The 25424-nt window shown below is 70.2% G+C and carries 32 protein-coding genes; all 32 read right to left on the reverse strand.

Annotation, left to right across the window (positions count from 1 at the left end; translation table 11 throughout):
- Positions 1-13: 13 nt before the first annotated feature.
- Positions 14-613, reverse strand: a complete 600-nt coding sequence (locus ACIQU3_RS18975; RefSeq protein WP_403926429.1) for a hypothetical protein — start codon at positions 611-613, stop codon at positions 14-16.
- A gap of 57 nt (positions 614-670) precedes the next feature.
- Positions 671-2464: a type IV secretory system conjugative DNA transfer family protein gene (locus tag ACIQU3_RS18980; RefSeq protein WP_403926432.1), complete on the reverse strand. Its 1794-nt coding sequence runs from the start codon at positions 2462-2464 to the stop codon at positions 671-673.
- Positions 2465-2499: 35 nt separating this feature from the next.
- Positions 2500-3270: a DUF317 domain-containing protein gene (locus tag ACIQU3_RS18985; protein WP_403926435.1), complete on the reverse strand. Its 771-nt coding sequence runs from the start codon at positions 3268-3270 to the stop codon at positions 2500-2502.
- The gene (locus ACIQU3_RS18990; RefSeq protein ID WP_403926438.1) at positions 3267-3815 is read right to left on the reverse strand and encodes a hypothetical protein; all 549 of its coding nucleotides are present in this window, start codon (positions 3813-3815) and stop codon (positions 3267-3269) included. The genes ACIQU3_RS18985 and ACIQU3_RS18990 overlap by 4 nt, the downstream gene beginning before the upstream one ends.
- Before the next feature lie 77 nt (positions 3816-3892).
- Complete coding sequence (locus tag ACIQU3_RS18995) at positions 3893-4711, reverse strand: DUF317 domain-containing protein (RefSeq protein ID WP_403926441.1); 819 nt, start codon at positions 4709-4711, stop codon at positions 3893-3895.
- Positions 4702-5052: a hypothetical protein gene (locus tag ACIQU3_RS19000; RefSeq protein WP_403926444.1), complete on the reverse strand. Its 351-nt coding sequence runs from the start codon at positions 5050-5052 to the stop codon at positions 4702-4704. Before ACIQU3_RS19000 ends, ACIQU3_RS18995 begins: the two co-directional genes overlap by 10 nt.
- A 29-nt stretch (positions 5053-5081) precedes the next feature.
- Positions 5082-5882, reverse strand: a complete 801-nt coding sequence (locus tag ACIQU3_RS19005; protein ID WP_403926446.1) for a DUF317 domain-containing protein — start codon at positions 5880-5882, stop codon at positions 5082-5084.
- Positions 5879-6262: a hypothetical protein gene (locus ACIQU3_RS19010; protein WP_403926449.1), complete on the reverse strand. Its 384-nt coding sequence runs from the start codon at positions 6260-6262 to the stop codon at positions 5879-5881. The genes ACIQU3_RS19005 and ACIQU3_RS19010 overlap by 4 nt, the downstream gene beginning before the upstream one ends.
- A 273-nt stretch (positions 6263-6535) precedes the next feature.
- On the reverse strand, positions 6536-6928 hold the full coding sequence (locus ACIQU3_RS19015; RefSeq protein WP_403926452.1) for a hypothetical protein: 393 nt from the start codon (positions 6926-6928) through the stop codon (positions 6536-6538).
- A 25-nt stretch (positions 6929-6953) separates the two neighbouring features.
- Positions 6954-7604 carry a hypothetical protein gene (locus ACIQU3_RS19020; RefSeq protein ID WP_403926455.1) on the reverse strand — a complete coding sequence of 217 codons (651 nt, stop codon included), beginning with the start codon at positions 7602-7604 and terminating at the stop codon, positions 6954-6956.
- Entirely contained in the window at positions 7601-8374 is a 774-nt protein-coding gene (locus ACIQU3_RS19025; protein WP_403926745.1) for a hypothetical protein, read from the reverse strand. The genes ACIQU3_RS19020 and ACIQU3_RS19025 overlap by 4 nt, the downstream gene beginning before the upstream one ends.
- A gap of 709 nt (positions 8375-9083) precedes the next feature.
- Positions 9084-9950, reverse strand: coding sequence for a relaxase/mobilization nuclease (locus tag ACIQU3_RS19030; protein WP_403926458.1), 867 nt, complete (start codon positions 9948-9950; stop codon positions 9084-9086).
- Positions 9947-10384, reverse strand: a complete 438-nt coding sequence (locus ACIQU3_RS19035; RefSeq protein WP_403926461.1) for a hypothetical protein — start codon at positions 10382-10384, stop codon at positions 9947-9949. The genes ACIQU3_RS19030 and ACIQU3_RS19035 overlap by 4 nt, the downstream gene beginning before the upstream one ends.
- 101 nt (positions 10385-10485) lie before the next feature.
- On the reverse strand, positions 10486-10983 hold the full coding sequence (locus ACIQU3_RS19040) for a hypothetical protein (RefSeq protein ID WP_403926464.1): 498 nt from the start codon (positions 10981-10983) through the stop codon (positions 10486-10488).
- A gap of 141 nt (positions 10984-11124) precedes the next feature.
- Positions 11125-12270, reverse strand: coding sequence for a hypothetical protein (locus tag ACIQU3_RS19045; RefSeq protein ID WP_403926748.1), 1146 nt, complete (start codon positions 12268-12270; stop codon positions 11125-11127).
- A gap of 39 nt (positions 12271-12309) precedes the next feature.
- Positions 12310-12645 carry a hypothetical protein gene (locus ACIQU3_RS19050; RefSeq protein WP_403926467.1) on the reverse strand — a complete coding sequence of 112 codons (336 nt, stop codon included), beginning with the start codon at positions 12643-12645 and terminating at the stop codon, positions 12310-12312.
- Positions 12642-13028, reverse strand: coding sequence for a hypothetical protein (locus ACIQU3_RS19055; protein ID WP_403926750.1), 387 nt, complete (start codon positions 13026-13028; stop codon positions 12642-12644). The genes ACIQU3_RS19050 and ACIQU3_RS19055 overlap by 4 nt, the downstream gene beginning before the upstream one ends.
- 147 nt (positions 13029-13175) lie before the next feature.
- Entirely contained in the window at positions 13176-13916 is a 741-nt protein-coding gene (locus tag ACIQU3_RS19060) for a glycosyltransferase family 2 protein (RefSeq protein ID WP_403926753.1), read from the reverse strand.
- 51 nt (positions 13917-13967) lie between these two features.
- Positions 13968-14126 (reverse strand): hypothetical protein, encoded by a 159-nt coding sequence (locus tag ACIQU3_RS19065; RefSeq protein WP_403926470.1) that lies wholly within the window; start codon positions 14124-14126, stop codon positions 13968-13970.
- Positions 14127-14416: 290 nt separating this feature from the next.
- Entirely contained in the window at positions 14417-15739 is a 1323-nt protein-coding gene (locus tag ACIQU3_RS19070) for a hypothetical protein (protein WP_403926473.1), read from the reverse strand.
- A gap of 305 nt (positions 15740-16044) precedes the next feature.
- Positions 16045-16584, reverse strand: coding sequence for a hypothetical protein (locus ACIQU3_RS19075; protein WP_403926476.1), 540 nt, complete (start codon positions 16582-16584; stop codon positions 16045-16047).
- Complete coding sequence (locus ACIQU3_RS19080) at positions 16581-17321, reverse strand: hypothetical protein (RefSeq protein WP_403926756.1); 741 nt, start codon at positions 17319-17321, stop codon at positions 16581-16583. The genes ACIQU3_RS19075 and ACIQU3_RS19080 overlap by 4 nt, the downstream gene beginning before the upstream one ends.
- A 2-nt stretch (positions 17322-17323) precedes the next feature.
- On the reverse strand, positions 17324-18109 hold the full coding sequence (locus tag ACIQU3_RS19085; RefSeq protein ID WP_403926478.1) for a hypothetical protein: 786 nt from the start codon (positions 18107-18109) through the stop codon (positions 17324-17326).
- A 302-nt stretch (positions 18110-18411) separates the two neighbouring features.
- A complete protein-coding gene (locus ACIQU3_RS19090) occupies positions 18412-18948 on the reverse strand; it encodes a hypothetical protein (RefSeq protein WP_403926481.1) in 537 nt (178 codons plus the stop codon).
- A gap of 21 nt (positions 18949-18969) precedes the next feature.
- Complete coding sequence (locus ACIQU3_RS19095) at positions 18970-19758, reverse strand: hypothetical protein (RefSeq protein WP_403926484.1); 789 nt, start codon at positions 19756-19758, stop codon at positions 18970-18972.
- 16 nt (positions 19759-19774) lie between these two features.
- Positions 19775-20254 (reverse strand): hypothetical protein, encoded by a 480-nt coding sequence (locus ACIQU3_RS19100; protein ID WP_403926487.1) that lies wholly within the window; start codon positions 20252-20254, stop codon positions 19775-19777.
- A complete protein-coding gene (locus ACIQU3_RS19105; protein ID WP_403926490.1) occupies positions 20251-20634 on the reverse strand; it encodes a hypothetical protein in 384 nt (127 codons plus the stop codon). The genes ACIQU3_RS19100 and ACIQU3_RS19105 overlap by 4 nt, the downstream gene beginning before the upstream one ends.
- Before the next feature lie 740 nt (positions 20635-21374).
- Complete coding sequence (locus ACIQU3_RS19110; RefSeq protein ID WP_403926493.1) at positions 21375-22091, reverse strand: hypothetical protein; 717 nt, start codon at positions 22089-22091, stop codon at positions 21375-21377.
- 167 nt (positions 22092-22258) lie between these two features.
- Complete coding sequence (locus ACIQU3_RS19115) at positions 22259-23773, reverse strand: VirB4 family type IV secretion system protein (RefSeq protein WP_403926496.1); 1515 nt, start codon at positions 23771-23773, stop codon at positions 22259-22261.
- Positions 23774-23819: 46 nt separating this feature from the next.
- Positions 23820-24359: a hypothetical protein gene (locus ACIQU3_RS19120; RefSeq protein WP_403926499.1), complete on the reverse strand. Its 540-nt coding sequence runs from the start codon at positions 24357-24359 to the stop codon at positions 23820-23822.
- A gap of 23 nt (positions 24360-24382) precedes the next feature.
- Positions 24383-24850 carry a DUF6238 family protein gene (locus ACIQU3_RS19125; protein WP_403926502.1) on the reverse strand — a complete coding sequence of 156 codons (468 nt, stop codon included), beginning with the start codon at positions 24848-24850 and terminating at the stop codon, positions 24383-24385.
- Complete coding sequence (locus tag ACIQU3_RS19130) at positions 24847-25245, reverse strand: hypothetical protein (protein ID WP_403926504.1); 399 nt, start codon at positions 25243-25245, stop codon at positions 24847-24849. The genes ACIQU3_RS19125 and ACIQU3_RS19130 overlap by 4 nt, the downstream gene beginning before the upstream one ends.
- Positions 25246-25424: the final 179 nt, after the last annotated feature.

Below are 25424 nucleotides of genomic sequence, written 5' to 3' on the forward strand. Positions count from 1 at the left end.
GAGAGAACGATCGTCAGCGGCTACGCCGCTGGACCTGTGTGGTGGGTGGCGGTGCAGGAGCGGCGCCGGGCCGGGAAGGCGCCGGGGGGATGTCGTGCAGGGTGGCGATGCCGAGGCCGACGCGCACGCTGATGCCGTGGACGTGGAGGTGGGCCTCGGCGCCGATAACGGCGCTGAGTGCGTCGGATTCACCGAGTTCAGGCGGCAGCGTGTACTGCTGCTTTGCTCCCGTTGGCGTGAAGCCGTGCTGGGCGAGGATGGCGGCGGCCTGTTCCGTGGCCGCGGTCGCGGTGACCACGCGGTCGGTGAAGCGGATGGTCACGTCGGGCTGGGCGGTCGGGTTCGCGCTCTGCTGGCGCGTCGTCCAGGCCAGGTCGACAAGGTCGTGAGTGTGGGCCAGGAGCCCGTAGGCGGCGACGCCGGCGCGCTCGTGCGCGTCCTCGGCAGTCTCGGGCGGCAGAAGGTAGAGGGTGCGGCCCTGGTGTTCGCGGGGGGTGAATCCCGCCCCGGTCAGGATGCGGGTGGCGTTGCGGATGGGGCGGTTGAGGACGACGAAGGTCCATCCGTCGTCGGTCGAGCCGATGAAGACGTCGGCATGGTCGATGAGAGCCATGGTGCTCCGGATGATCAGGGGACGGTGAGCGCGATCGAGAGTTGTGGGGCAGCTCGGTCAGGCAGCTGTGCCGTAGTCGCCTTGCTGGGGTGCGTGCTTGGCGATGGCGCGGACGGTGATGGCCTTCGACGCGCGAGCGGAGGCGGCGGACAACTCGCCTGCGCCCGGCTCCAGGTACCAGGGGCGCAGGTCGAGCATGGCGGCGCGCATGCCGGTGGCGAAGACGAGCGCGGTGCCCTTGGGGAGGGCGCGGATCGCGTCGGCGGGCAGGATCCGCTCCTGCCGCATCGACACCGAGGTCGACTTGCCGGACTCGGAGGTGGAGGTGGAGGTCGTCTCGACGTCGTGGTCGCCGATGAGCCGGGAGAGCTTGTCGGCGAAGTCCGGGTCATCGATGCCGGAGCCGATCACCTTGACAGTGGAGGCGGACCACATGGCGTCCATGCCCGCGTCGCCCCAGACTTTCTGGCCCTGGCGGTAAGACTGCAGGATGGTGATCGGGATGATCCCGCGCGAGCCGAGGTGTGAGTACAGGTCCGGCAGGTCGCTGATCTTGCAGACGTTGGCGGCCTCGTCGAGGATCGCGAGCATCGGCGGATCGAGCCGTCCGCCCGCGCGTTCGGCCTGTGCGGTCGCGGCCCGCATCACGGAGTCCGCACATGCGGCGATCAACGCTGACGCTCCGCCGCCGCCGTCCTTCGACAGCAGGTAGAGGGTGTCGGAGGAGCGGACGAACTCCGACGGGCGGAACTCGGGGACGTCCTTCTGCGGGGTGACCCACGCGGCGATCTCGGTGTTCAGCAGCGCGGCGGCGTACTGGCGGGCCGTCTCGTAGATGCCGTCCCTCGTCTCCGGCGGGCCTTCCACGGTGCCCTTGAGCTGCGCGGCGACGGCAGTGAAGCCCTGATCCCGGAGGATGTCGAGCGGGGTGCGGTCGGCGGGGAAGGCGAGCCACTGCATCACGTCCGTGATCGGGCGGTCGTCGAGGGCCGCGGCGAGGAAGAGCTGGGACAGGATGTTGGATCCGGCCTTGGACCAGAAGTCACCCTGCTGGCTCGCGTCCACGCTTGCTGCAAGGAAGTGACCGGCCAGGCGGCCGGCGCCTTCGAGGGTCTTGGCGTCGGCGAGGGGGTTCCACCACATCTCGCGGGCGGCGTGCGCGATCTGCTGCGGGTCCATAGACCAGGTCCGGCCGACGTTGGCCCGAGCCTCGATCGTCGCCGTGTAGGCGTCGCCGGCAGCCTTGTTGGAGGTGAGCAGAACGGGGCCGGGAGCGTTGAGGATGGAGGGGATCGCCAGGGAGGTGGTCTTGCCGGAGCGGGGGGCCATGATCGCGACCGCGACATCCTCGTACCCCATGCGGACCTCGTGGCGGGTTCCTTGGAGGTTGCCGAGGAGGATGCCCGTGTCGTTCGCGGTGATGTGCTCGGCGTTCTTCAGACTTGGCCGCAACGAGCGGGCCTTGGCGGTGATCGCCTTGGCCATCAGCGGCTCGATGTCCTTCGGCTTCGCCATTCCGCTGATCTTCTTCCGGCCGCCTCCGCGGTTCTTGTGGCGGGACCACAGCACGGCGGCCACGGTGGCGAGTGCGAGGAGGGCCGCGATCGGGACGATGCGGGCGCCGATCAGCAGGGACGTTTCTCCGGACTGTGGCCAGAGCTGGTCGGGGTGGAGCAGGGCGTCGATGGGCTGGTACGGCGCCCAGGCGTCGGAGCCGGTGACCCAGGCGGTGAGGTTGCCGCACAGCCAGGCGATGTTGGACAGGGGGACGGCGACGGCGAGAGCGCCGAGGAGAACCTTGAAGGCAAGGTCGTACCCGTCGGTGGAGGAGTTGTTGGCAGGGGAGGGCAAGGGCAGGGCGCTTCCGGTGTTTGGGTAGCGGCTCGTCAGCGGGTGTGACCGGGGCCGGCCGGAGGGCGTCGCGGTGCTGGAGCGGACGGAAGTGTTGTGGTGTTCCGGGCGGCAAGTGCGCGGACCCGGTCCTCCAGGGCCAACGCGACCTGAGCGAGGGGCAGTTCACGCTGAGTGCGGTTGATGAGCTGGGTGCCGTAGGCGGGCAGACTCAGCGCCTTGCTCTGCCGTAGGAGCGGCCTGGTGTCGGCGAGCGCACGGTTGAACGCGGTGATCAGGTGTCCTGGGGTGTGCTCGCCGAAGCGGGCCTGCCACACGGGGGGCCGGGTGTCGTCGAGGCTGGTGCCCACCCACCAGGTGCCGGTCGTCTCATGTATGTCGACGCGCGCTGTGCCGTCGGGGGAGGCGAACCGATGGTGGCTGTAGGCCGGTGACCAGCCGGCACGGAGAAGTGGCTCCAGTGGGTCGCGGGCGTTCGACGGGTCGGCGGTGGGATCGGTGAGAGCGTCGGTGAAGGCGGCGATGATCTCGACCGGTGTGCGGGCACCGAAGCTCGCGTACCAGGCGGGCCGGTCGGGCTCGGATGCGTGGGTCAGTGTCCACCACTGACCGTCGGGGTCGGGCTCGAGCCGCAGGAGCGCCTTCTGATCGGGACTAGAGAGGATCACGCGCGGCATAAGGGGGTCGTGGCCGTAGCTCCAACCGCAGGCGCGGTGCAGAGGGACGGTGACCCACGCCGGATCGCCGCCGCCGGCCAGGTGCCGCGGGGCGACGAACTCCACATCCACGGTCTCGGGCACGGTCACCTCCGCACCGTGCTTGCGAGGCTGGTCGAGGGAGCTGCGGTGGTGGTCGGCCGCGGGGCCAGGGGTGAGGGGGCGTGCCGGGCGGCGGCGTTGATCTCGACGATGGCCTGACCGTGGGTGGCCCAGGCATCGAGGTGGCTCCAGCATTCGGCGTCGTGCTCGGCGAGGGCATCATCGAACGCCCGGGTGCCCGGTCGGGCGTCGGCGGGGAGGCTGTCGCGCGTCTCCCGCCACTTCTCGTGCAGGGCGTCGAGCCGGTCGAGCGCGTCGTGCAGGACGCCCAGCTGCCACACCCAGCGGCTCTGCACCGCGTCGGCAGGCAGCTGAGTCAGCTGGGTCTGGGCGGTGGCCAGGAGATGGTGCGCGCCGATGCGGACGTTCTCGAATGCATTGGCGGTGGCGGCGTCGCGGACGCTGGCGCGCCGGCCGTAGGCGTCCTCGTCAAAGGGCCAGCCGTCGAGGTCGGTGTGTTCGTCGGAGTAGGCGTTCCAGGAGTCGAGGATGGCCTTGCTGTCGTGCAGGAAGCGGCTGAGATGACGCAGCAACTTCCGGTGGGCGGCGGGAGTAAAGGAAATGGCGTGGTCCTAGCGGTGTCAGAGGAGAAGAGGCGGTCCGCCCGGCGTTAGCGCCGCAGGGAGGTGGCCGCGCTCGGCGGAGCTGGCGCCTTGGCGGTGGTCGGCCGCTGGCGGCGGGCGGCGCGTGCCTGCGCGCGGAGGGCATCGAGCCGGGCGGTGTGGGCGCCGACCACCTGCCGCGGGGTCAGCGGGCTCGGCTCCTGCACGACGCTGTAATGGGCGGTGCGGTTGAACATGCCGCGTTGGAGCGGGCTGCTGTCGGCGAGCGCCGTGATGAACGCGGTGACCAGGCGGACGGGGGTGCGACTGTCGAACCACGCGTGCCAGATCCGCGGCCCCGCATAGTCGCCGTATCCGTGCTCGCGGGTCTCGATGTGCCACGACGGGGCGTCATGGCCGTCGAGGTGCCGTAGCTCGATGTGGCACATGTCGTCGGGAGAATGTGCCTGGCCCGGGGCGTCAAGCAGCCAGCCGGCGCCGGACAGCACGTCCCAGAGATCCGGCTGTTCACCCGGTGGCGGAGCAACGAGGGCGTCCGCGACGGCGCACAGCACCTCGGCGGGAACCAGTTCGCCGAACTCGGCATACCAGTGCGGCTCGGTGTCGGTGGGTTCGGCCCGCAGCCGCCACCAGGCGGAGGTGTCGGACTGCGGGTCGAACTGCAGGCGGTAGCGGTGATCGGGGCTGGTGAGCACCATCTCGGGGCTGAGGGGATCCGAGGTGCGCCTCCATCCGACCGCGGCGAGGCCGTGGGTGACATGGCGGCCGTCTCCGGGGCCGGCCAGGTGGCGCGGACTGGTGTCGAACGGAACCTGCCAGGCATGGGTATCGGCGAAGGCGGCAAGCTGCCGCTCGCTCACCGGCACGAACAGCCCTCCGGCGGGGGCGTGGTGCTCAGGAGGGTCCGCAGCTCGTCGACGGTGTAGTGCAGGTTGTGCTGGTCGGTCTGCTCCCATGCGGCGGTGCGCAGCTCCGCGATGAGAGTGTGCAGGTCGGGGGTGTGCAGGGTGTCCGGGTGGTCGAGAACGGCGCGGGCGAAGGCGCGCAGGGCGTCACCGAGCTGGATGGGGATGCCGGTGTATTCATCCAGCAGCGGCTCGACCAGCGCGAGGGCCTGGTCGGGGTCGGGGCCCTCGCGCAGGTACTCGGTGAGCCGGGAGAGGGTCTGGGTGACGGTGTGGATGTCGTCCGGGGTCAGTGCGGTCACAGGGCTCCTACAAGACGGGTTCGGGCGGGTCAGCGGCGGGCGCGGGCACGACTGGCCGTGGTGTGGGGGCGGGCCGTTGTGCGGGGCCGGCGGTCATTCCAGTTGCGGGCCCAGATGGCGGCGCGTGCGGCGGTTATGCGGGCCTGCTGCCAGGCGCTGAGCTGGGAGGGGAGGACGGAGACGGAGGTGGTGCGGATCCGTGTGCTGTGCGGGATGCGTCCGCGGGGTCGCATCACGGGTTCGGGGCTGGCCAGGGCGGCGGCGAAGGCTTGGACGAGGTGCATGGGGGTGGAGGCGGTGAAGGTCGCGGTCCAGCCGTTGCCCTGCTCATCGTGCGCTCCGGACCACCACATGGCGTTGCCCGACTGGTCCTCGTAGAACTGCATCCACGCCGTCCCGTCGGGACTGGTCGCGGCGAGGCGCCTGGTGTCGCGGGTGGTGTTCCAGCGCTGTTCCTTCAGCGGTGCCCAGACGTTGGGGGCGTGCGCGGAGCGGGGGCTGGTGAGGGCGTCGGTCAGACCGGCGACGATCTCCACCGGCGTCTGCCGGCCCAGCGTCACGGTCCATTCGTCTTGGTGCGCGGTGGCCTTGCTGTGGATCGTCCATCCGCCCGGCAGGACGTTGGGGTTGTATCCGATCTGGATGGTGCGGTCGGGGCTGTCCAGGATGAGCGGGCCGCCGGGCTTGGACCTGTCCCGCCATCCACAGGCGCGCAGGAACTCGGAGACGTGCCTGAGGTCGCCGCCGCCGGCGAGAGCTCGGGGCTCGACGAGGTAGTGCTGCTCTGCCTGCTCGCCGGGTCCCCAGCCCTGCCACTGCTTCCGCTTCACCGGCGCCGCCGTACGACGAGCGGAGCAGGCGCCGGAGGCTTTGCCGTCGTAGCGGCTGGCCGGGTGCTGAAGCGCTGCAGGGTGCTGAGCGTCGGTTCGAGGTCGAAGCCGAGGGAGTCGAGTTCGTTCGCGGCCCGGCCAAGTGCGAGCCAGACCTCGGCGGGTAGCAGGCCGCGTTCCGCGTGGTCCTTGGCATGGACCGAGCCGGTCGATACCAGGCTGGTGAACCGGCCGAGGATCCCCTCTTCCGGATCGAGAACGCGTGCAAGGACCTGCATGGCCTGATCGGCGGGCAGATGGGAGAAGTCATTGGTGAGCTGGCCGAGCTGACGCGCGATTTCGTCGGCCAGCCGGACCGAGTACGGAGTGGGGTGGGCCATGGTCCTCCCGGGGAGGGGTGTCGTCAGTGGTGGTGGCCGTGTCCGATCCGCGGGGACTCGGCGAGGGCGCTCTGGGGGCGTGCGCCGGTCAGGGGGATGGCCCGGTCGGGGCAGGTGGGGATGCAGGTGCGCAGGTAGCGGCGGAACAGGGCGGTCGCCAGGCGCGGTTTGAGACGGCGGGAGATCGGCGGAGGCGTGCGGGGTGCTACGGGTTTCTCCAGTCGGTGGTGCGGTCGGTCCGGCCCCAGGGGGCACCGGAGCCGCCGGTTGGGGCTATGGAGTGCGTCGAGGTGGAGCCGGTGCCTGGGCGGGCTTGTGACGCTGGGGGTGGGCGCGGCGGGCACGTATGTCGTGCACGGCCTGCTGGTAGGCCGCTTCGTCGAAGAGGTAGTCGGGGATGTTGACCCGGTAGCCGGCCATGAGCAGCGGGGGAATCGCGCGGGTGGCGAGTCGTTTCTTCTCGGCCTCGCTGAGATGGGCTGGGGCCTCGTGCCAGATATAGACGGGTCCGGCCGTGACAGCGGTCTTGCGTTCGAAGCCGAGACCGTCGAGGAGGGCGAGAAGCTGCTCGGGTGCCCCGGTGGGGGTGTCGGCGTGGACGGTGTCGGTCAGGGCTCTGCGGTAGATCTCAACGTCGGTGCCTTCGTCGTCGGCACGGTTTCCCACGTGCAGTTGCTCCTGTTCAGGTGTGTCAGCGCCGCCGAGCGGGCGCCTGGGGCAGAGCTGCCGGGGCCGTCGATGGGCGTCGCGGGGTAGGGGTGCTGGCGGCCTGGCGGCTGATCCGTTCGATCTGCGAGGGGTAGGCGGACAGGCCCGACGCGGTGTTTCTCAGCTGGTCGGCGAGGTCGGCGTCGGCCTGCGCGGCGTCGAGTCGCTCGGCCCAGGACGCCCAGATGACATTCAGGGTGTTGACGAGACGGGGCAGCAGCCCGTCATGAGGTGCAGCGATCTGGGCCAGGACGTCAGCCACCTCGTGGTCGGCGGCGGCATCGCGGGCGCGCTCGGCGAGCTGGTCGAGGCAGCGGTGGGCCGCCTGCCGGTCCCCGTCCGGGGTGTGCAGGGTGTTGAGCGCCGGGTCGAAGTGGACACTGAACCCGGCCAGGAGCAGGGCCTGGGCGGCGGCGGTGGCCCTGTGACGCTGCCGGTCGACAGGCATGGTGTGCGGCTGGCGATGGTACGGTCCCCGCGGTCCGGGGGCCGAGACGAAGCCCCCGAGGGTCTGCAGGATGCCGGCGGCCCGCTCGTCGCCCCCGATGGCGACGACGAGCTGGGTGCGCGGATCGCGCGTGATGGTGACGTACTCCAGCACCAGGAAGTCGGGCTCGGAGGTGTCCTGCTTCACCGGGTCCGCGCGGTCGCAGTGCGGGCCTGGGACGAGGGCATCGCCGGAGCGGAGGCCGTGGGTGCGGGCCGGGCCGTGGGGTGCTGAAGCGCGGTGGTGATGCCCTGGGCGGCGAGCTGCGCACCGGTCTGGCGGACGGCTCGGGCCTGGGCGGCGGTGTCGTCCCCGCTCAGCCGGTAGGTGCCGGTCTGCTCGTCGTGGACGAAGCCATTGGCCAGGAGGACGGCGGCGACCGTATCGGTGGCGGGGGCGGCGGTGAGGCTTCCGTCGGCCTGCCAGATGAGGATGACCCGCTCTGGCTGGGAGGGACCGATGCCGGCGGAGTTCGCCGTCAGGTCGGTGGCGTTGTGACGGACCTGGGCGAGCGCGGCGTCGTAACGGGACAGCAGGTCGCCGGCGACCAACTCGGCGCTGAGGAACGGGTCGTCGCTCAGGGCGATGCCGTCCGGCTCGCGCATCCCGCGGAACGCCTCCGTGGGGATGTCACGCGGGGCGACAGCGGCGATGAGGAAGCCGTACCGCTGGTCGTGTCGGTCGAGGACGACCAGCTGGGTGCCGTCCTCGCGGGTCAGGACGGCCGCGTGCCGGAGGGGGCGCATCGCGAGGGACTCGGCGACAAGGTCCATATCCCAGATGTGGTCGGCCAGTTCGGCGAGGTCGTCCTTGTGCTCCGGCGGGTGGTAGGTGCTGCTCCAGGTGCCGGGCAGTTCGCTGGCGAGGACGTCGGCGAACGAGGCGAGGCGGCCAGGATCGAAGTAGTGGTCGGGCATGTCTTCCTTTAGCGAGGGGGTGGGGCAGCGGCGCGGGCCCGCGCTGGTCGCAGGCGGCGGCGGGCAGGCGTACACGGCGGAGGCTTCGCGCCCGGTGGCAGACACCTGCCCGGTGCAAGTCCTGCGGGCGGGGTGCGCGGCGCGCCGGTCGGCGAGCGCGTCCCGGGTTTGCGCGAGGTCGCTGCGCAGGACGCCGAGGCGCTCGTCGGCGAGGTAGCGCAGGCGCCGGGCGACGTACGGGTCGGCTGGGTCGCCGAGGTTGTCGTGGAAGTCCGCGGTCGCGGTGAGAACCGCCTCGATGCCGGCGAGGATTCCGTCGTGGGCGGCGGTCAGCTCGGTGAGCACCTCGGCCGCGTCCTCGGTCGTGGTGGCCTGGCGGATGCGGTCAGCGAGCTGGGCGACCCGGGCGCCAAGCGGCAGAGAACGGGGTGGGCGCTCGTCGGTGTCGAAGTCCTCGTCGCAGTCGACGTGGTATCCGGCGGCCCGTAGCCGGGCCACGGCTCCGGTGGAGAGGCGGGCTTCGTAGTCCTTGTCGAGGCCGGTGGGGGTGCGATGGTAGGTCTCGTGGACGCGGACCACGGGGACGAAGCCCGAGCGCTGGAGGACACTGTGGGCCTCCAGGTCGCCGCCGCGGGCGAGGACCTCCTCGGAGCGAGGATCGCGGCGGATGGTCAGGAAGTGGTCGGCCGGGGGCAAAGAGACGTTTCTCCTACAGTGATCGTCGCGCGGTGTGCCGTACGGCCTGCGGTGTGGCGGCGGCGCCGGGCTGGGTGCTCGTGGGGCGGGACGTGGCGACCAGACGGGCGGTGGTGGTGTCCAGGTCCTGCTGGATGCCGTGCAGGCGGCGGGCGATGAGCTCCAAGCGGTGCGCCGTGTCGGGGCCGACGGCCCCCGGCTGCCGCGCGAGGCGATGAGCGGAGTGCTCGATGAGCCCGCGCACCGTGGCCAGCGGGCCGGACTGCTCGTCGGCGAGCTGGCCCAGTACCGTCGCGAGCTGAGTCACTGCGCTCGGCGCGAGAGCCGCGGCGCCGAGGTAGGGCCTGCGAACGGGAATGAGGCGGAGGTCCGTCTCAATACGGCGGGCTTCATCCGCGAGCCGCAGCAGGAGGTCGGGGTGCTGCTGCTGCCAGGTGCCGTCGAGCCGGATCAGGTTGGCGATCAGGTCGAGGCGCCCGGGTCGGCCCTGGACGGCGATCCAGCGGCACCCGCTCTCTTCGCCGGGGATCTCGATTCCGGCGGCTCGGGCGAGGCGGTGGGCGGCCTCGGCCCACTCGGGTCCCATCAGGTCACGGTCGTCGGGGTGGAGCCGCACGTCGAGGTGGAAGATTGCCCGCCGGGTGTGCTGGGTGCTGGGGGCGAAACGGAGGTGCTCGGTGAGGGAGGTGTCGAGGTGCTCGGCCCACTGCGCGGACGTCCAAGCGGCCTGCTCGTCGTCCAGGGTGTAGAAATCCAGGCCCGGCCAGTAGGCGACGACAGTGTGGTCAGTCAGGCCCTCATCCGTCGTGACGCGGCGGCCCAGCGCCTCGCCGAGCGGGTCCTGGGCGGTGACGGCCCGCTCGTTGACGCGCGGGATCACCGGTCACCCCGGGCGTCGGCGACATGGACGAGCTGGTTCAGAGCAGTGGTGGTGTACCAGCCGCAGTCGATCAGCTGGTCGCGGGAGGCGTACTTCGGCAGGAGGTAGTCCTCCATGGCGCGCAGGTAGATCAGGCAGTCCGGGCAGCGGCGGGAGAGGTGGACCAGGTAGCGAGGGTGCGCGGTGATGTACGTCTGGGCTCCGCCCGTTGCGTCGCGAAGCCGCCATCCGTCCTCGTCGGTCGGGGTGTGCCACGACGGGACGACGATGCGCATCGCGTCGCCCCACAGTTCCCCGCCGGCTACCCCCTTGAGGACGACGACCTGATCGCCTGCTTGGAAGTGCTGGTGCGTGATGTCCCGGGCGGGGGTGAGCGGGTCGGGTGTCGGCACGAAGGCCGGAGTCGGCGGAGGGGTCCAAGAGGGCGGGAGCATGCAGGTCCTTCCACGCGGTGCAGGGGGGCGGTGGGAGGATCAATGGTCCGCAGGATCGCCGGTTTGGCTAACCGGCGATCCTCGGCTATGTTCCGGTCCGATCAGCGGAACGGGTTCTCCGTCCCCTTGTCCGACTCGGTTGCTGCGTCGAGGAGTTCGACCAGGTCAGCGCCGTCTGCGTCCCTCTGGTCGATCCACCATCCGGCCTGGATGATGGCGCGGGCCTTCTCCTCCAGCTCGGCCCAGTCCGCCTCGTCCCAGGTGCCTTCGACGACGAGCGCCGTGTGCGCGGCGGTCACCAGCTGATGGCGGGAACGCTCGCCCCAGTCCAAGGCCCGCTCCGGGCCCTCCAGCGGCGGCATATCGAACTGGGCGGCCCACTCGGCGGCGGCCTGCTGTTCCTCGGCGCGCTTGGCGGCGAGCCATTGCTCCTTGGACTCAGTGTCGGCGTCGCGGGCGGCCTTCCAGCAGTCGGCGCAATCCCGGCCGGACAACCAGCGGGCGAAACCCGCCCGCCGGTCTGCGGGACGGTCGGACAGGTCGTGGACGGTTTCGTGGCCACAGGCGTGCTCGACGGGCCACTGCAAACGGACAGTCATGAATAAGTCTCCTCAAATAAGCTCAGAAGAACGGGTGTTGGGGCGAGGTCGGGGTCGCACGTGTGCGCGTCGGTCGCAGGGACGTGGCGAGGTCGGCCGCGCCGGGAAACGTCAGGTGGGGCCGACGTGCGGAAGGCGGCTCTAGTGGTGGCGCGTGGGTGCCGAGGCGGGGGGCTGTGCCGCCGGTGGCGTGGTGCCCAAGGCGGGGCGTGGGCGGATCCGTGGCTTGGGAGCGCGGTGTGGTGGCAGAACGGCGACGGTCGCGCCGAGGTCTTCGGCCGCCTCATGCACTTCGCGGGTGAGGAAGCCGACCTGGCGGCCGAGCGCGGCGAGCCGGGTGGCGATCTGGCGGCCCTGCACGGTCTCCAGGGCGTGGGCGAACTGACTCGCGGTCTCCAGGAGTTCCTGGAGGCGGACCATGGGGCCTGCGCCGCAGCCGTGCTGGGTGGCGGCGAGCAGAGTCTCGGACACGTCACCGGCGGTCTGGGCCTCGACGATGTCCCGAACCCGTTCCTGCAGCGAGACTTCAGGCGCGGGTTCCGGGCGGTTGAACCGAGAAGCGTCCGGCCGTAGCACGCCAGGCGGGACGGGCGGCGGAAGAGCGCGGCCTGCGTCGTATTCATTGCGGTAGTGCCCGATGACCTGCCAGCCGGGAGCATCCGGGTCACCGGCCAGGGCGATCACGGTCGAGGTGTCGTCCTCGATCAGGTAGGCGAGGGTGATGGGGCGACCGTCGGCGGCGTACCACGACTCGATCAGCTCCAACTCTCCCCGCTGCTGCGCCGCGTGGGCCATGTCGGTCCACATCTGCTGTTCCTCGTCGGTCAGCGGGATTTCGGGCTGGAGGCGCTGGTCAGCGAGGTGGGTGGCGATGTAGCTGTGGTCCGCCCAGAAGGCGAGGTGCGGCCACACGGTCCTGTGCTGTTCGCGCTCGGCGTCCGAGCCGGGTGTGGCGGGCCGGTCGAGGACACTCATGATCTCGGTGTGGGAGGCGGCGAGGTTGTCGAGCAGGGCCCGCCAGGCGGCGGTGTGCCGAGCGGCCGGCAGTGTGTTGAGGGCGCGGCGGGCGGCGTCCAGCAGTTCGTCGGCGTGCGCGGCGAGGTAGGTGGCGTACGCCTGTATGGCTGCCTGGTTGCGGTGGGCGCTGACGGCTGCTGCGGCGTGGTGGTGGACGGTCCGTCCGTGGCGGTCGCGGGTGGTGTCGAGCGCAGTCTCGACCTCACGGTTGATGTGAATCACTCGTAGCCGGAAGTCGCGTGCCTTCCAAGCAAGTTGACTCACCGTCAGAGCCGGTGTGTCGGGGATTGGTTTCTCCTGGGGACGAGGTCAGTGGCGCGTCCGCCCTGCTGGCGGGGCCTGGGCGGTCATCGCCGGTCGGTGCTTCGGCGCGGACTGGCCGGGAGGGGGGACGCGGAGGTCGGGGTCGAGGTGGACCGGGTAGCGGGCGGCAGTCAGCATCTCGGCGGCCCAGCTGGCGTGCTCGTTCTCCCAGTCGCGTCCGAGATCGAACGGGAGGCGGATCCAGTGGCCGCGCAGGGACGGTTCGAACAGGAAGCCCGCTCGGAGCAGGACGTCTGCGGCGAAGGCGTCGAAGGATCCCGTGACCTCGACCTCACCGCCTGGTCCGCGGGTGATGCGGATCGGCTTCATGCTGGGGGTCACCAGCTCCGCCCGGTTGCCGACGCGGTCAGGTGGACGGTTGGTACGGCGGCGGGCGGCGGCTGCGGCGACCCTGCTTCGGGGGCTGAGGCCGTGGGTGCCGGACCGCGCTGCGGCGAACGGCCGGCGGCAGCCTGCGCGAGGCGGTGGCGGCGCTCCACCAATCCGTTCGGTCGGGCCGGGCGGGGTGCGCGTGCGGAGGCCGCGGGGTCGAGGAGACGGTCGGCGTGCACCGTGTATCCGTGGCGGCGCAGGTCGTTGACGGCCTGGCGAGTGCGTCGCGGCCCGTCGCGCTCGGGCTCGGTGAGCCGGAAAAGTCCGGGTTCGCCGGGGACGGGCTCGAACTGTTCCCGGGTGAGGAACCAGTAGGCGAGGTGCGCGGACATGGTGGGAGTGAAGGCGGCGACGAAGCCGTGGTCGTCGTGGGTGCCGAAGACGAAGTGGGGGTCATGGGTCAATGCGTGAACCTTTCGGTAGAGCGGCAGATCAGCGACGATGCCCGCTTCCCGGCTGGAGGCGCGAATGTTCGCGCGTCAGTCACGGGCAAGCGCCTCGCGCGTGCGGACGGCCGAGCGCAGGCTGCGGCCGTAAGTCCAGGCGTGCTGGCGAGCCGCCGCTTCCAGCGCGTCGTACGACGCCTGCTTGGTCATCTGTCCCGGGTGCTTGCGGTATCGGTACACCGGCACGGGCAGCAGAATCCCCGAGGCCAGGCTGGTGACGCCGACGGCGGCCATGTAGTCCTCGCCCTGGACGAGGCCCCCCATCGGCGCCGCGCGTACCAAGTCGGTGCGGGCGAGGATCGTGGTCGGCCCGATCGGGATGGTGCCGGCCGGTGTCCTCCAGTACGTCCATACGTCACCGGCCTCGTGCCGGCCAGGCGGCGTTGGGCAGCGCCACAGAGTGGTCGAGCCGTCCGGGTGCAGGTCCTCGCTCCATCCGGCGCACCAGCCCACCCCGGTCGACTCCAGGACGGTCAGCCGCACCCGCATGGCGTCATCGGTGAACTCGTCATCGTCGTCTGCCCAGTTCACGTACGGGGTGCGGACCTGGGTCAGGGCGAGATTGCGGGCGCAGGCGGCGCCGACCGGGCGGGACAGCGCGAGGATGCGTACCCGGGCGTCGCCCGCGAGCGGCGCGGGCAGGCGCTCGGGATCGGCGCCGTCGACCGCGATCACCGCCTCCCAGGGCACGCCCTGCCGGGTGAGGCTGTCGTACATGGCCGTCAGGTAGCCGAGCCGGTTGGGCTTGAGCTGGGTGGCGATGACGACCGTGATCTGAGCGGTGGCGCGTTCGGGCAGGGGAATCTCCAGGGAGGAAGGGCTGCGTCAGCGGTGCGGTGCGGTACGAGCCTTGGCGGTGGGTGCGGGCGTGGGACTGCGCGGCGGTGTGGCACGGGGCGGCAGCGTGGCCGGGACCGGCCGGTCGGGGCGCCACCGGTACCAGCCGTCGCTGAACCGGGCCCTTGGGTCGGTGGCCCAGTCCACGACTGGCCCACGCTCCTCGGCAACCAGCGCGGTGACTTGGATGCACGGCGCAAAACGTACCTCCACTCCAGGCCCGGGTGGCCTGTTCGGGCACGCTCACGGTGAACGTCGCCCGCATCTACTCATCGAGTAACTTCCCGGCCCAGGACGCCCAGGTATAAGGCGTTCGCGGCTACACCCCGGTGCCCACGACGGCCGTTGAGCTCGTCGACGGCCGTCGTGGTGTTCTCCGCGTTCGTACGGAACCCGGCACACGGCCCGACACTTTCTGAGCCTGAAAACTACGGAGGTCAAGTCGTTGGCAAGTGATGGACGGGCTGCAGGAGGGGGCTGGACCTCGCCACCGCTACGAGGTGGCCCATAGGGGTCACAGTTAGAGAGTGACGCCTACTCCCTGGAGCTCTTTCTGTCCGAACCAGGTTGGCATCGATGAGCTTCTGCATTTGGTCCCGCATGGGCCCCGTGTTCGGAAAGCTGAACTCCTTGTGCTGACTGTAGGTGCAGAAGCCTCCTGCTGCTACAAGGTCGTCAAAGAGCTGCCATGCCCTGGGCTTCACTCGGTAGCTTGCATCGTGGTAGTGCTCTACGCCGCGCTCGATGAGCCATCCGCGCAACACGTCTGTCCCGGCATCCGTCGATAGGTTCCCTGAGCGATGGGCCCATCCTGAGAATGAGTCAGCGTAGCGGAGTGAATCCCGCAGTGACTTTCCCAGCTTGTCATACAGGAAGAGAAATTCCTCGGGTCCAAGGATCGGGATGGGCTTGGTCTTCCTGTCCCGCGCATACACCTCATGGCGCTTTTCGATGGCCGCGCCGACCTTGTCGTCGCCTATCGGCTTCAAATCGATCGGATCGTCCAGTCGCCCGTGTAGGCGTGGCGTCGCAGCTAGGGTGCGGACCACTTGCTCGGCGCCGCAAAGTATCCAGCGGAGACCTCTCTGAGAGAAGGCCGTGTCTCGCAGTGATTCCAGAACGCCCTGCAATTGGCGGTGCTGCCAGATAAGTTCGAGATTATCGATGGTGCAGATGAAACCTCCGGCTTCACCGCCGTGAAAGCAGTCATCTAGCCATGCCGCCAGTGTCGTTGGGAGGCCGAATTCAACGTAGCCGGGAGACGCTGTAGCAGATTTACCGCGCGTGTATGTCGCACCAGAGCCCAGGGCGCTTCCGCCGAGCCCTCTAGTGTGCCAAACAGGATCTCTGAGCCACCTTCGAACGTCATCGGGCCGAGGGAAGTGGTATCCGCGAGTCTTGAGGGCTTCGTAGTTTTCGATAAATGCGTGTGCTACCTCGTAGCAGAGTTTCCTTTCAAAAGAGCTGACTGTCTCTGTTGGATGTAGAGGCAATGGGCCTCTCAGAGGGATGAGAGGGGCCTCCCCTTGCAGGAATGCTTGATTGAGGCGATAACCGACCACGGCTATGAGGCTCGTCTTCCCGACGCCCACTGGGCCGTTGATGGTGGCGTGAAGGTTGCCGCTAGCAATTTTGCTCTGGAGCTCGCGCACCTCACCCTCGCGTCCGACAAGAATTCTGTTGCCGATGCCGGAGCTGGGCAGAGGACGTACGTCGTAGGGGCTAGCCCAGAATCCACAGTCCTGCCACCATGCTGACATGGGGCCCTCCTGTATTGCCGGAGTAGCGACCACGGCCCCGGCGCCAAGGGCCGGTACTGCGCCGACCGCACCCAAGATGGCCAAGATGAAGAGCTGATCTGCATCGCGCCAGGCCCCAGGTGAGCGCGCTGGTATGTGAAGCTTTCATCTAATTGGCGTCTCATTTTCAGGCTAACGCGTGGGTGCTCCCTGCGCCTGCTGGCCGCCTACTCGCTCCCAGCGCAGGACCATCGCCAAAGAGAGGTGCACTGAGTCGCTACTCAAGACTCCAAGGAGGTTGCGCCCGGGGCAGCTGGCGCTGGTGCTCAGGGGCGTCGGCGTGCGGGGCGAGGGCCGCCGGCATCGGGGGCACGGCGGTGTTCGTTGGCCGGTGCCGGAACAGCCCCAGAGCCGGGCGGCGGCCCGGCGACCTGGCTGGTGACGGCCGCCAGGGCGTGGTGGAGGCTGCGCAGGGCAGCGTCGTGGCCGAGGGTGACGGCCAACTGGCTCTCCACCGGCACGGCACTGCGGGGGCGGGCTGTGAGCCGGGGCGCATCGGCGAGGCCGGTCACGGCTGTGCTCAGGTGCGTGGCAGCCCGGCGGCCGTTTGCGAGCGCCGTGGCCAGCTGGGACAGGTAGTTGCGTCCCGCGTCGGTGCCGGCGAGCGAACTCTCGGTGGACTGGCGCAGGTCGGAGACGAGACCGGAGGTCAGGTTGTGTACGGCAACGAGCTGGTCGAGCACGGGCAGCAAGCCCGCCCGGGGAGTGTCGGCCTGTGCCAGGTCCAGAAAATCGGCGGTCTCCTGTATACGGCGCTGCCACACGCCCAGGCGCGTGCTCACGAAGTCGGTGTGGGGACGGCTCATCGGCTCGGCCCCTTCGGCAGGTTCGTCTGCGGCCCGGGCGGGCGGGAGAGGGCCTGGGGTGGGCCGCTGGAGCGCACGGAGACGTTGAAGTCGAGCTGCCGGAGGCGTTCGAGGCTCTTGATGAGCTGACGGCTGGCCTGCTTGTCCGTGAGGGTGTCGGGCAGGTGGCATTCGCCGGTGGCGGGATCCAGCAGGAAGCCACTCCATGCCAGCAACTCGATCAGGGCGCGGACGTAGGTCGTACGGATGCGCGGACGGTGCTCGGTGTCGAAGGTGACCTGCACCTGGAGGTGGCCCGGGCTGGCCGCTCGCCGCGCCGGCATGGAGGCGAAGCGGTACTCCAGCAGCATCCGTCGGCGCACCGCCGTTGCAGCCCTGACTGGATCGGCGGGAACGGCGATGCCGTGCGGACGGGGGAGTCCCTTCACGTGCTCGTGGTTGCAGCCGGCGGGCAGTATCGGCAGGACGAGGAACTGGTCGGCTCGGTGCGGCCGTGGCAGGACGTACAGCTGCAGGCCGTGCGGGGAGGTGAGCACGCACCGCTGGACGTCGGCGACGTCGGCCGCGTCGAAGGCCGCGTACGCCAGTGGACCGCTGTGCCAGATCCGGTGGTTGCCAGCTTCCCGCGCCGCGAGGCTGGTGGCGGGTCCGGTCTGCCAGCGGCCGGGCAGATGCTCGGCGAACGTGGCGGCAAAGGCCGTCACGGACCAGGGGGCCTCCTGGTGGGAGTGGCGCATGCTCACGCTGCCAAGGACGTGGACAGGCCCTGGGCGTCGGTGCGGCGGCACGTGTAGCCGATCAGCTTCGACTTGCCGGGTGTGGTCGGGACGGTGGCGGCGTCGGAGCAGGTGAAGGTGTACGTGAAGTAGGGGCTGTGGCTGGTGCCCAGCCAGGCGCGGTCGTCCTTGTCCGGCACGATCTCGAGCCCGGGGGCGACGGCATCGCGCTGGGTGTGCGTGTGCGCGAAGACCACGAGGGCTCCACCGTCCCTTGTCTTCAGCGCGTAACTGTCGGGGAACTCGGGGACGGCGGAGGAGAATTCGGTGGTGCCGCGGCTGCCGAACTTGTGGATCGTGTCGTCGTGGACCTTGATCTGCCTGGTCGACGCCTTCGTCGTCGCGAAGACCTTCTTGCCGGTCAGGTCACCTCCGGTAGCGAAGTTGTCGGTGACGGCCGTACGAAGGACGTCGACCGGTGCGGCGACGTTCTTGGTGGAGGTGGCGTCGACCGCGGTGGCATAGCCGTCGGCGTCCAGGGCGATCTTGGGCAGCTGCTTCTTGTCGTCGAGGTCGACGGCGGCGACCATCTCCCACCGCCTCGTTTGGGGCTGCTCGGCGACGATCAGGACGCGGGCGTACTTGTTGTTCTTGCCGCTGTAGGTGACGGCGGCGAACCAGCGCTGCTGGCCCGGAAGGAGGCGCGGGATGTAGAGGTCGGCGGAGGCAAGGTCGTACGACCACGGCTTGTACTTTTCGCGGTCGGCCTTGGGCAGGCCCTCGTCCTGCTTGTAGTCCGCGATGGACATCGCATACAGCGGGCCGTCCTCGATGGTGTCGAGCAGCAGGCGGTTGTTATCGGTGTTGGCCTGGTTGTTGATCTTGGAGTAGCGGGCGATCTGGGCGAGGGCTTCCTTCTTCGTCAGCGCTGGCTCGGCGGTCGACGCGGGAGAAGCGGTGCGTGTGGCCCGAGCCGTGGGGTGGTCGTCAGTACTCGCGGAAGAGATGCAGGCGGTGGCGGTCAGCGTGACGGACGCGGCGGCGATCAGGAGGGCGGTACGGCGGGCTGAGGTGTGCAGGGGAATGACGGTGCTCCGGGAATGCGGGTGGGTCAGCGGTTGCGGGATGCGGCAGCGGAAGCTGTGGGCGGTCGCGGCAGGGTCACGGTGGGGGTCACCTGGGTGTCTGCGAAAGCGCGCAGCTGCTTCGCGGCGTGGGCGAGGTGCATGCGGGCGTCGCCGAGGCGGTCCACGAGGTGCTGGTGTGCGGCTGCGATCGACCGGTCGCGGGCGGGGCTGGGTGGCTCGTCGGTGAAGTGGGCGTGGAGGGCGAGCTGGTGGACGGCCGCGCCGAGGGCGGCGAGCGCAGCACCGGTGGGCTGGGCGGCGCTCGCCAGCGCAAGGGTGGTGCGGCGGTCGGTGGCTGTGGGCTGGTGGGGGTAGCGGGTTGCGGCCCGGTGGCGGAAGGCGCTCTCCCCAGCCAGGTAGCCCAGCAGACGGGCCAGATGGCGGACTTCGTCGTCCAGGATCTCGCTCAGCCCTGGATCAGGTTGGACCTGGTCGGTGAGCGGGAGCTGGTCGGCGACGCTGTTGAGCCGGTCGGCCATGTCGTGCAGCAGCATCCGCTGGTCAAGATCGGACAGCGGCAACTCCAGGATGTGCGGGGGCGCCTACCGCCGTACTGAGGACGGCGTGCCCGCTGTCGGCTGCGTGGCAGGCGCTGCTGTGGGCGGGCGGGTCGGTGGGCCCGCGGAGGCAGGGGTTGCGTGGCGGAAGTTGACGCCGATGCCTTGGGCGGTGAGCAGCCGGACGGCGCTCTGGATGAGCAGGGCGCGGTCGCTGGTGCTGTAGGAGGCGGGCAGGACGAACGCCGACTCGTGCGGGCTGTACTGGAAACGGCAGCCGTACAGCACCGTGCGGGCGTCTTCGGGGACCGACTTATACGGCGCGCCCACGACCCCGTCGGGGTACCAGATCAGCGTGAGGGTCTGGGCGACCTCCGGTGCGGGCAGCCGGTGCGGGGGCTCGGGCTGGGTGCGGGCGTTGTGACGGACCGCGTCCATGGCCTGCCGATAGCGGGGCAGCACGCGGCGCGTGACCGCGGCGGCGGCTCGGACCGGATCGTCGGGGACGGCGATGCCGTTCGGCTCGTCCACCATGCGGAAGTGGTGCGGCTTGAAGCCCTCGGGCTCCAGCGGGGCGACCAGGTACTGGCGGGGGTAGCGGGGTCGTTCGATGACACAGAGCTGTGCGCCGTCGGGCCCTTCGAGGAGCGGGATGGGGGCGTCGGGGAAGTCCTGGACGGCCGAATGGGCGGGACCGCAGTCCCACACGCGGTCGGCGATCAACCGGTGGTTCTTGGGAGGAGGGAAGCCTTCGTACTTGCGGTACCACTGTCCAGGCAGGTGCTGCGCGAGGGCGGTGGCGAAGGCGGACGGGTCGGTACGGGACGCGGGCATGGTTCCTGAGGCGCTGTCAGCGTGTGCGGCCGGAGGACGGTCCGGCGGGCGGGGGCGCCGGTGCCGAATGGCTGGGAGTGCTGGGGGCGGTGGCGTAGTAGTCGGCCACGGCTTCCTGCCAGCTCCGGCGCCGGGGAACGGCGAGGGCATGCATGCGGTCGACGGCGACGTGCAGGTCTTCCCCGAGCCGACGCAGCGTGAGCGCGGCCGTCTGGAGGTCGTGGTAGAGGTCGAAGCCGTCCTGGCGTTCGGCTGCCTTGGCCGTCTTGGCTGCCGCTTCGAAGAAGTCTTCGAGGCTGGCGAGGAGTCCCTCGGTCGGCTCCAGGACCTCATCGAGGAGGCCGGCGGCTTCGTCGTACGAGCGGGCGGCATTCAGCTGGTCGGTGAGATCACGTACGGCAACGGCCGCCCAGTCCTTGGCGGCAGCGGAGTCGGGCTGTGATGGCAGGTGGGTTTCTCCGGTTTCAGCGGCGGTCGGTGATGATGCTTCGGTCAATGCTGTGCCCGTCCCAGACCTGATTGCCGCCCGGGCGGTGGTGGAGTCGGCGGCGTGTCGTGGGCTGCGCGGGCCTGCTTGGTGAGCGCGTCGAGGTCCGGGGGCGGGTCGTAGAGGGCGCGCAGGATCTGCAGGTCGGCGTCGGCGGCCATGGCCAGGGCGGTCTTGATCCGGCTGGCGGCATCCCTCAGCAGCTTGGGCGGGGAGCCGGGGGCGGCGCCACGGTTCTGCCGGCGCCATTGCGCGGCTGCTGCCAGATAGTCGACGACCGTGTTGAGGAGGGGTTCGGCAGCATCCAGCAGGGCGTTGGTGACCGTGCTGAACTCGGCGGGCGTCTTGGCTGCGGCCAGTGCCGCCAGGTACGGGTCCAGTTCCGGCACGGGCAACGGCTCGTCGGGCAAGGGGTGTCGGGCGCGGAAGCCTTCGGCGTCTCGCTTCGCCCAGCGGTACAGGTCGTCCGTGGTGGCGGATCGTGTGTGGTAGGCGTGGATCTGTTCGGCGGTCCGACCGACGTTGTCGTACAGCTCGAAGTCGGGGTGCTGCAGTGTGGCCTCCTGTCTGGCAGTGGGTACAGCGGCCGTCCGGAGTTGTCAGGGACGTGGTGTCGTGCGGGACGCGGAGTTCTGAGGTGAGCAAGGGGCCGGGGCGCGCAGGCCGGCGAGGAAGCGTTGCACGCCGCGGTGTGTCTTGAGGTGGCTTCCGGCGGCCTTGACAGCTTCGGAGGCGGCGCAGTTCGCGTCGGCCCGTGGCATGGTCCAGGACCGTCCGCCAGTTCCGGCTCTCTGCGTCTGGCGTCCCGGGGGTGGGCCGAGGAGTTGTCGCGGTGTGCGCGGTCTGGGCGAACAGACTCGCGGCCGTACAGGTGTAGGTGACGGCGTTGACCAGCTCAATCAGGGCCTTGGACAGGTACTCAGAGGGCCTGGTGCCGATGTGGGTGGCGAACTCGTCGGCCAGCAGTGTCGTGCGGGCGGCGAGGTGCTGCGCGGTGACCGTGTGCTGGAGCAGTGTGTGCACGGGCAGCGGGTCGGGGACGTGGCCGGTGCTGTCGAGCAGTCGGAGATGCTCGCAGGCGCTGCGCAGTTCGAGGGACAACTGCTGCAACCGGTGCGGCATGGACTGTTCAGCGGGTTCGGGCACGCGGACCTCGTGATATCGGCATGGCGGGGGCAGCGTTGCTTGCCGCCGTGGGCGGGGATGGAGTTGTCGGCACTGAACCGGGCGTTCCGAAAGGCTCCGTGTTGCCACCGACCAGGGAGGGACGGCCGTCGAGTTCGTCGAGCCACCTCAGGAGCCGGGGCAGGTTTTTGTCGGGCCCGTACGCCAGGTAGGTTCCGTCGGCGGTGTGGCAGCCGAACCATTCGGCGATGTTGAGGCGGGTCCGGGAGTTGACGCGGCCCATGTGCACGTTCTTGCCGCGGGCCTTTGCCTCGCGAGCCAGCCGCTCGGCGACGGGGCCGAGCTTCCACTCGGTTGATCCGGCCAGGAACAGGACGTCGAACGCGTCCCACGGCAGCAACCCGGATGCATCGCAGCCGTCTTGGGCCGCGTAGGCGGCCGGGACGCCCAGCTCGCGGATACGGGCCAGCCACGGCAGGGACTCGACGAGGGTTCCGGCAGCGTCGAACGGCTGGTCTGGGGCGAGCGCCCACAGGCAGCGGTCCTGCCCGTAGCGCTCCACGGTTCGACGCAGCCAGGCGAACCAGGCATCTGCGCCTGGCCAGTAGCGGCCCTTGCCGTCGCTGCCGAACTTCGAGTTATCGCAGGCGTACAGGGCGCCGTCCGGGATGCGGCTGCCTTGTGCCGGAGTCGTCATGCAGCCCATCAGCCCGGCGCTCATCGCTGCCCGCACCTCAGGCCCTGAGGGAGTGCCGAGGTACAGCACAGGGCACCTCCCGAACGGCGAGGCGGGCCGTCATCGGGCCAACCCTCGTGAGGCCGTCGGATGGGTGGGGGTCGTGGTTGATTGATCGTGGTTGGTGGGTCGGCCGCTGGAAGCGTGTGCTTTCAATGCATGCGGCCGTCTGTGTCGAAGAGTGACAATTCGTGTGGATGGAGGAGGTGTTGGACGATGAAGGATCGTCCAGCGACCTTCCACAGTCCGCGTCCGCGGTTGAGGTGGGCGATGGCCTCGGTTTCGACGGAGGTCAGGCCGAGCAGGGAGGCTGCGGCGTGGAGCTGGTCGGTTTCCTGCCGGTAGATGATGCGGGTGGAGCAGTCCGCGAGGAGGCCCTCGGCGAGAGCGCGGCCCTGGGAGCCGGCGTCGCCGGCGGTCAGCAGGTCGGACAGCCGGTGGATCACCATCAAGTTGGCGATGCCGAGACCGCGGGAGAGCTTCCACTGGGCCTGCATGCGCTGCAGCAGGCCGACGTGACGCATTAGGCGCCATGCCTCGTCGTAGACGATCCACCGTCGGCCGCCGTGGGGGTCGGTGAGCGCGGACTCCATCCAGGCGGAGGCGCAGGTCATGGCGAGGACGAGGGCGGTGTCGTCGCCGGAGCCGCCGAGTCGGGACAGGTCGATGGTGAGCATGGGCGCGCTGGGGTCGAAGGTGACCGTGGAGGGCGCGTCGAACATCCCGGCGAGGTCGCCGTGGACCAGGCGGCGCATGGCATGGGCGAGGTCGCGGGCCGCGTCGCCGAGCCGTCCGGACATCGTTCCGGCGGCTTCGTCGAGCGCCGTGGGGTTGTTGAGGGCGGCGGCGATGTCGCCGAGGAGCGGGGTGCGGCCGGTGGCGGCGGCCCTGGTGACGACGTGGTCGAGGGCGACGTCGAGGGCGGTGTGCTCCATCGGCTGCAGGTCACGGCCCAGGACGGTCCGGGCAAGTGAGCCGAGCAGGAGCAGGCGCCGCTTGCGTACCTCGCCGACCCAGTCCGCTTCGGTGATGCTCTCCGGCCAGGGTGCTGCGTCCAACGGGTTCAGGCGCCCGGGCAGTCCGGGGCCGAGGGCGACGGTTGTGCCGCCCAGGGCGCCGGCGACGGGCGTCCATTCGCCCTTGGGGTCGCATGGGACGTAGATGCGGTAGCCGAAGGCGACCGAGCGGAGGGCGAAGCTCTTGGCCAGCGCGGACTTGCCCTGCCCGATGACGCCGGCGAGCAGGATGTTGGGGTTGGTGAAGCCCTCGACCTTGCCATACAAGGCGAACGGATCGAAGACGAAGGACGCTTCGGCGTGGACGTCGCGGCCGATGTAGATGCCCTCGGCGCCGAGCCCGCCCTCGGCGAGGAACGGGTACGCCCCGGCGGCGATGGCCGTGGTCATGCGGTGGGCGGGCAGTTTGAGCGTGCTGCCGCGGGCCGAGGCGGGGCCTAGGCGGCCCGAGGACGGGAACAGGGGCGGCGGCATCTCCTGCTCTTCCGCGGCGCCGCCGCTGGTGTGGGCGGCTGCTTCGACGCGGGCCTTCGCGGCTGCCTCAGCGAGCTGTCGGCGGGCGGCCTTGCGGGCGGCGCGGTCGGTGCCATGCGGGGTGAACAGAGGACTGGCGCTGGCGCGGCGGGCGCGGCGCGCGGGCCGGTGGCTCATGACAGGACGGCCTTCACGTGACGGCGGTCTGGACGCGGTGCGGGGGTCAGACGACCGGTGAGGCGGTGAACAGAATCGGGCTCCGGTAGCTCTTGCCGTCGCCAGACCAGTCCAGCTGGATGTAGCCGTCGGCGAGGTAACGGCCGGTGCCCGCCGGGTACTTGAGGGTTCCGGTCGAGTAGGAGCCGTTGCCGTGGCTGCTGCTGTGTTCGAGCGCGTACTCAAGGCCGGTGTAGGCGGCGGACTTCACGACCGGGTCCGTGCCGCTGACGCTGCGCTTGGTCTGGAGCTGGAGCTTGGCCTTGTTGAAGGTGTAGGTGTTGCGGTTCTTGGCTGTGTACGGGCCGTCCCAGTACACGGTGGCGGTGGTGTAGATGTAGCCGCCGGACCGCATGGCGCAGAGCGTCACGTCGAAGTCCCAGTTGTCGGAGTCGGGGCCGTTGTACGACGGGTCGTCGACGGAGTGGCTGCTGGTCGTGCAGTGGTAGCTGGCGGCGGAGGCCGGGGTGGCGGTGGACAGGGCGGCGGTGCCGGCGAGTGCGGCGAAGACGACGGCGGCGGAGGCGGAGCGCTTCAGCTTGCGCATGCAGTGCCTTTCGATGGTGGGGGTTACTGGCTGCAGGTGGTGGTGTGGCCGTGCAGGGGGGCTTTGAGGTCGCTCGGGGTGGTCTTGCGGCGTACGACGTGACCCGCGGCGAGGTGGCGTTGGCAGATGGTCAGGACGGGCGGTCCTTCAGGCAGCCGCTCGGGGTGGCATTCCGTGTCCGGCGAGGTCTCGTCCGCGATGGGCAGGAGGTGGAAGGCGTCGTGCACGGCGGCGGTCGCCTGCCACAGCCGGGTGTGCGCGGTGGCGAGGTGCCGGCCTGCGGCCGGGTGCGGCGGACGTGCGGATTCGGAGAGCTGGTTGAGGAGTTGGTGCAGGGCGGTGAGGTGGGCGTGGAACACGTCCAGGTGCGTCCGGTCCACCAGCGCCGCAGGCGCTGACCGGGTTAGGGCTCGGGTGTGGTGGCGGACTCCGGCGGTGGAGGCACGCAGGTAGGGGTGCGCGTCGAGTTCGGTGGTGCGGGGTTGGGTCAAAGAGGGGTCCTTGCCGCCGGGGAGGCGGGGGCAGCGGCCGGTCGTGGACCGGTGAGGGGGACGGCGGGGCGGGCGCCGGAGGGCCCGGTGACGTTGGCCGGGGACGGGCGCGGCTGTTCGCCGCGAAGGTCGACGAAGTGGCCCGAGGACGGCAGGCCGGCATGGCTCTGCTCCGGCACGTGGACGACGTCCGCGCCTTCCTCGGCGCAGGCGGCGGCTTGATACCACTCGTGCCAGCTCGGGAGGCCGGCCAGCACGCGTGCGGCATCGTCGAGGTTGGTGGCGTTGACGACGAAGCTCGTCGGGGCCTGGCCGTCGTGCCGCTCGCGTCCGGCGAAGGTGAGCGTGAACGCACGGGGAGCAGACGGGCCTACGAGGTCGGCGAGGCGCTGCACGACGGTGTCGAGGTGGTCGCCGGCCTCGATGGCGGTGCTGATCCTGGCCTCGTCGTAGTCGGCGTACTTCTCCTCGATGACGGTGCCGTCGCTGTCGCGGTACTGATCGAGTGTGGCGCGGTGGCGGGCGGCCAGTTCCTGGCAGGAGGTGAGCAGGGCGCGCAGTTCGCGTCTCAGCT

This window comes from Streptomyces sp. NPDC101110 (assembly GCF_044759525.1).
In the GTDB taxonomy this organism is placed as follows: domain Bacteria; phylum Actinomycetota; class Actinomycetes; order Streptomycetales; family Streptomycetaceae; genus Streptomyces.

Bases quoted from the DNA above. Each gene is read 5' to 3' on its own strand.
- ACIQU3_RS19010 (WP_403926449.1), bottom strand. From the start codon at position 6,262: ATGGCCCACCCCACTCCGTACTCGGTCCGGCTGGCCGACGAAATCGCG.
- ACIQU3_RS19070 (WP_403926473.1), bottom strand. From the start codon at position 15,739: ATGTCAGCATGGTGGCAGGACTGTGGATTCTGGGCTAGCCCCTACGAC.
- ACIQU3_RS19120 (WP_403926499.1), bottom strand. From the start codon at position 24,359: ATGCGCAAGCTGAAGCGCTCCGCCTCCGCCGCCGTCGTCTTCGCCGCA.
- ACIQU3_RS19025 (WP_403926745.1), bottom strand. From the start codon at position 8,374: ATGCCCGACCACTACTTCGATCCTGGCCGCCTCGCCTCGTTCGCCGAC.
- ACIQU3_RS19080 (WP_403926756.1), bottom strand. From the start codon at position 17,321: ATGCGCCACTCCCACCAGGAGGCCCCCTGGTCCGTGACGGCCTTTGCC.
- ACIQU3_RS19110 (WP_403926493.1), bottom strand. From the start codon at position 22,091: ATGAGCGCCGGGCTGATGGGCTGCATGACGACTCCGGCACAAGGCAGC.
- ACIQU3_RS19095 (WP_403926484.1), bottom strand. From the start codon at position 19,758: ATGCCCGCGTCCCGTACCGACCCGTCCGCCTTCGCCACCGCCCTCGCG.
- ACIQU3_RS18975 (WP_403926429.1), bottom strand. From the start codon at position 613: ATGGCTCTCATCGACCATGCCGACGTCTTCATCGGCTCGACCGACGAC.
- ACIQU3_RS19055 (WP_403926750.1), bottom strand. From the start codon at position 13,028: ATGTCCGCGCACCTCGCCTACTGGTTCCTCACCCGGGAACAGTTCGAG.
- ACIQU3_RS19075 (WP_403926476.1), bottom strand. From the start codon at position 16,584: ATGAGCCGTCCCCACACCGACTTCGTGAGCACGCGCCTGGGCGTGTGG.
- ACIQU3_RS19085 (WP_403926478.1), bottom strand. From the start codon at position 18,109: ATGTCCATCGCGGACTACAAGCAGGACGAGGGCCTGCCCAAGGCCGAC.
- ACIQU3_RS19035 (WP_403926461.1), bottom strand. From the start codon at position 10,384: ATGCTCCCGCCCTCTTGGACCCCTCCGCCGACTCCGGCCTTCGTGCCG.
- ACIQU3_RS19040 (WP_403926464.1), bottom strand. From the start codon at position 10,983: ATGACTGTCCGTTTGCAGTGGCCCGTCGAGCACGCCTGTGGCCACGAA.
- ACIQU3_RS19115 (WP_403926496.1), bottom strand. From the start codon at position 23,773: ATGAGCCACCGGCCCGCGCGCCGCGCCCGCCGCGCCAGCGCCAGTCCT.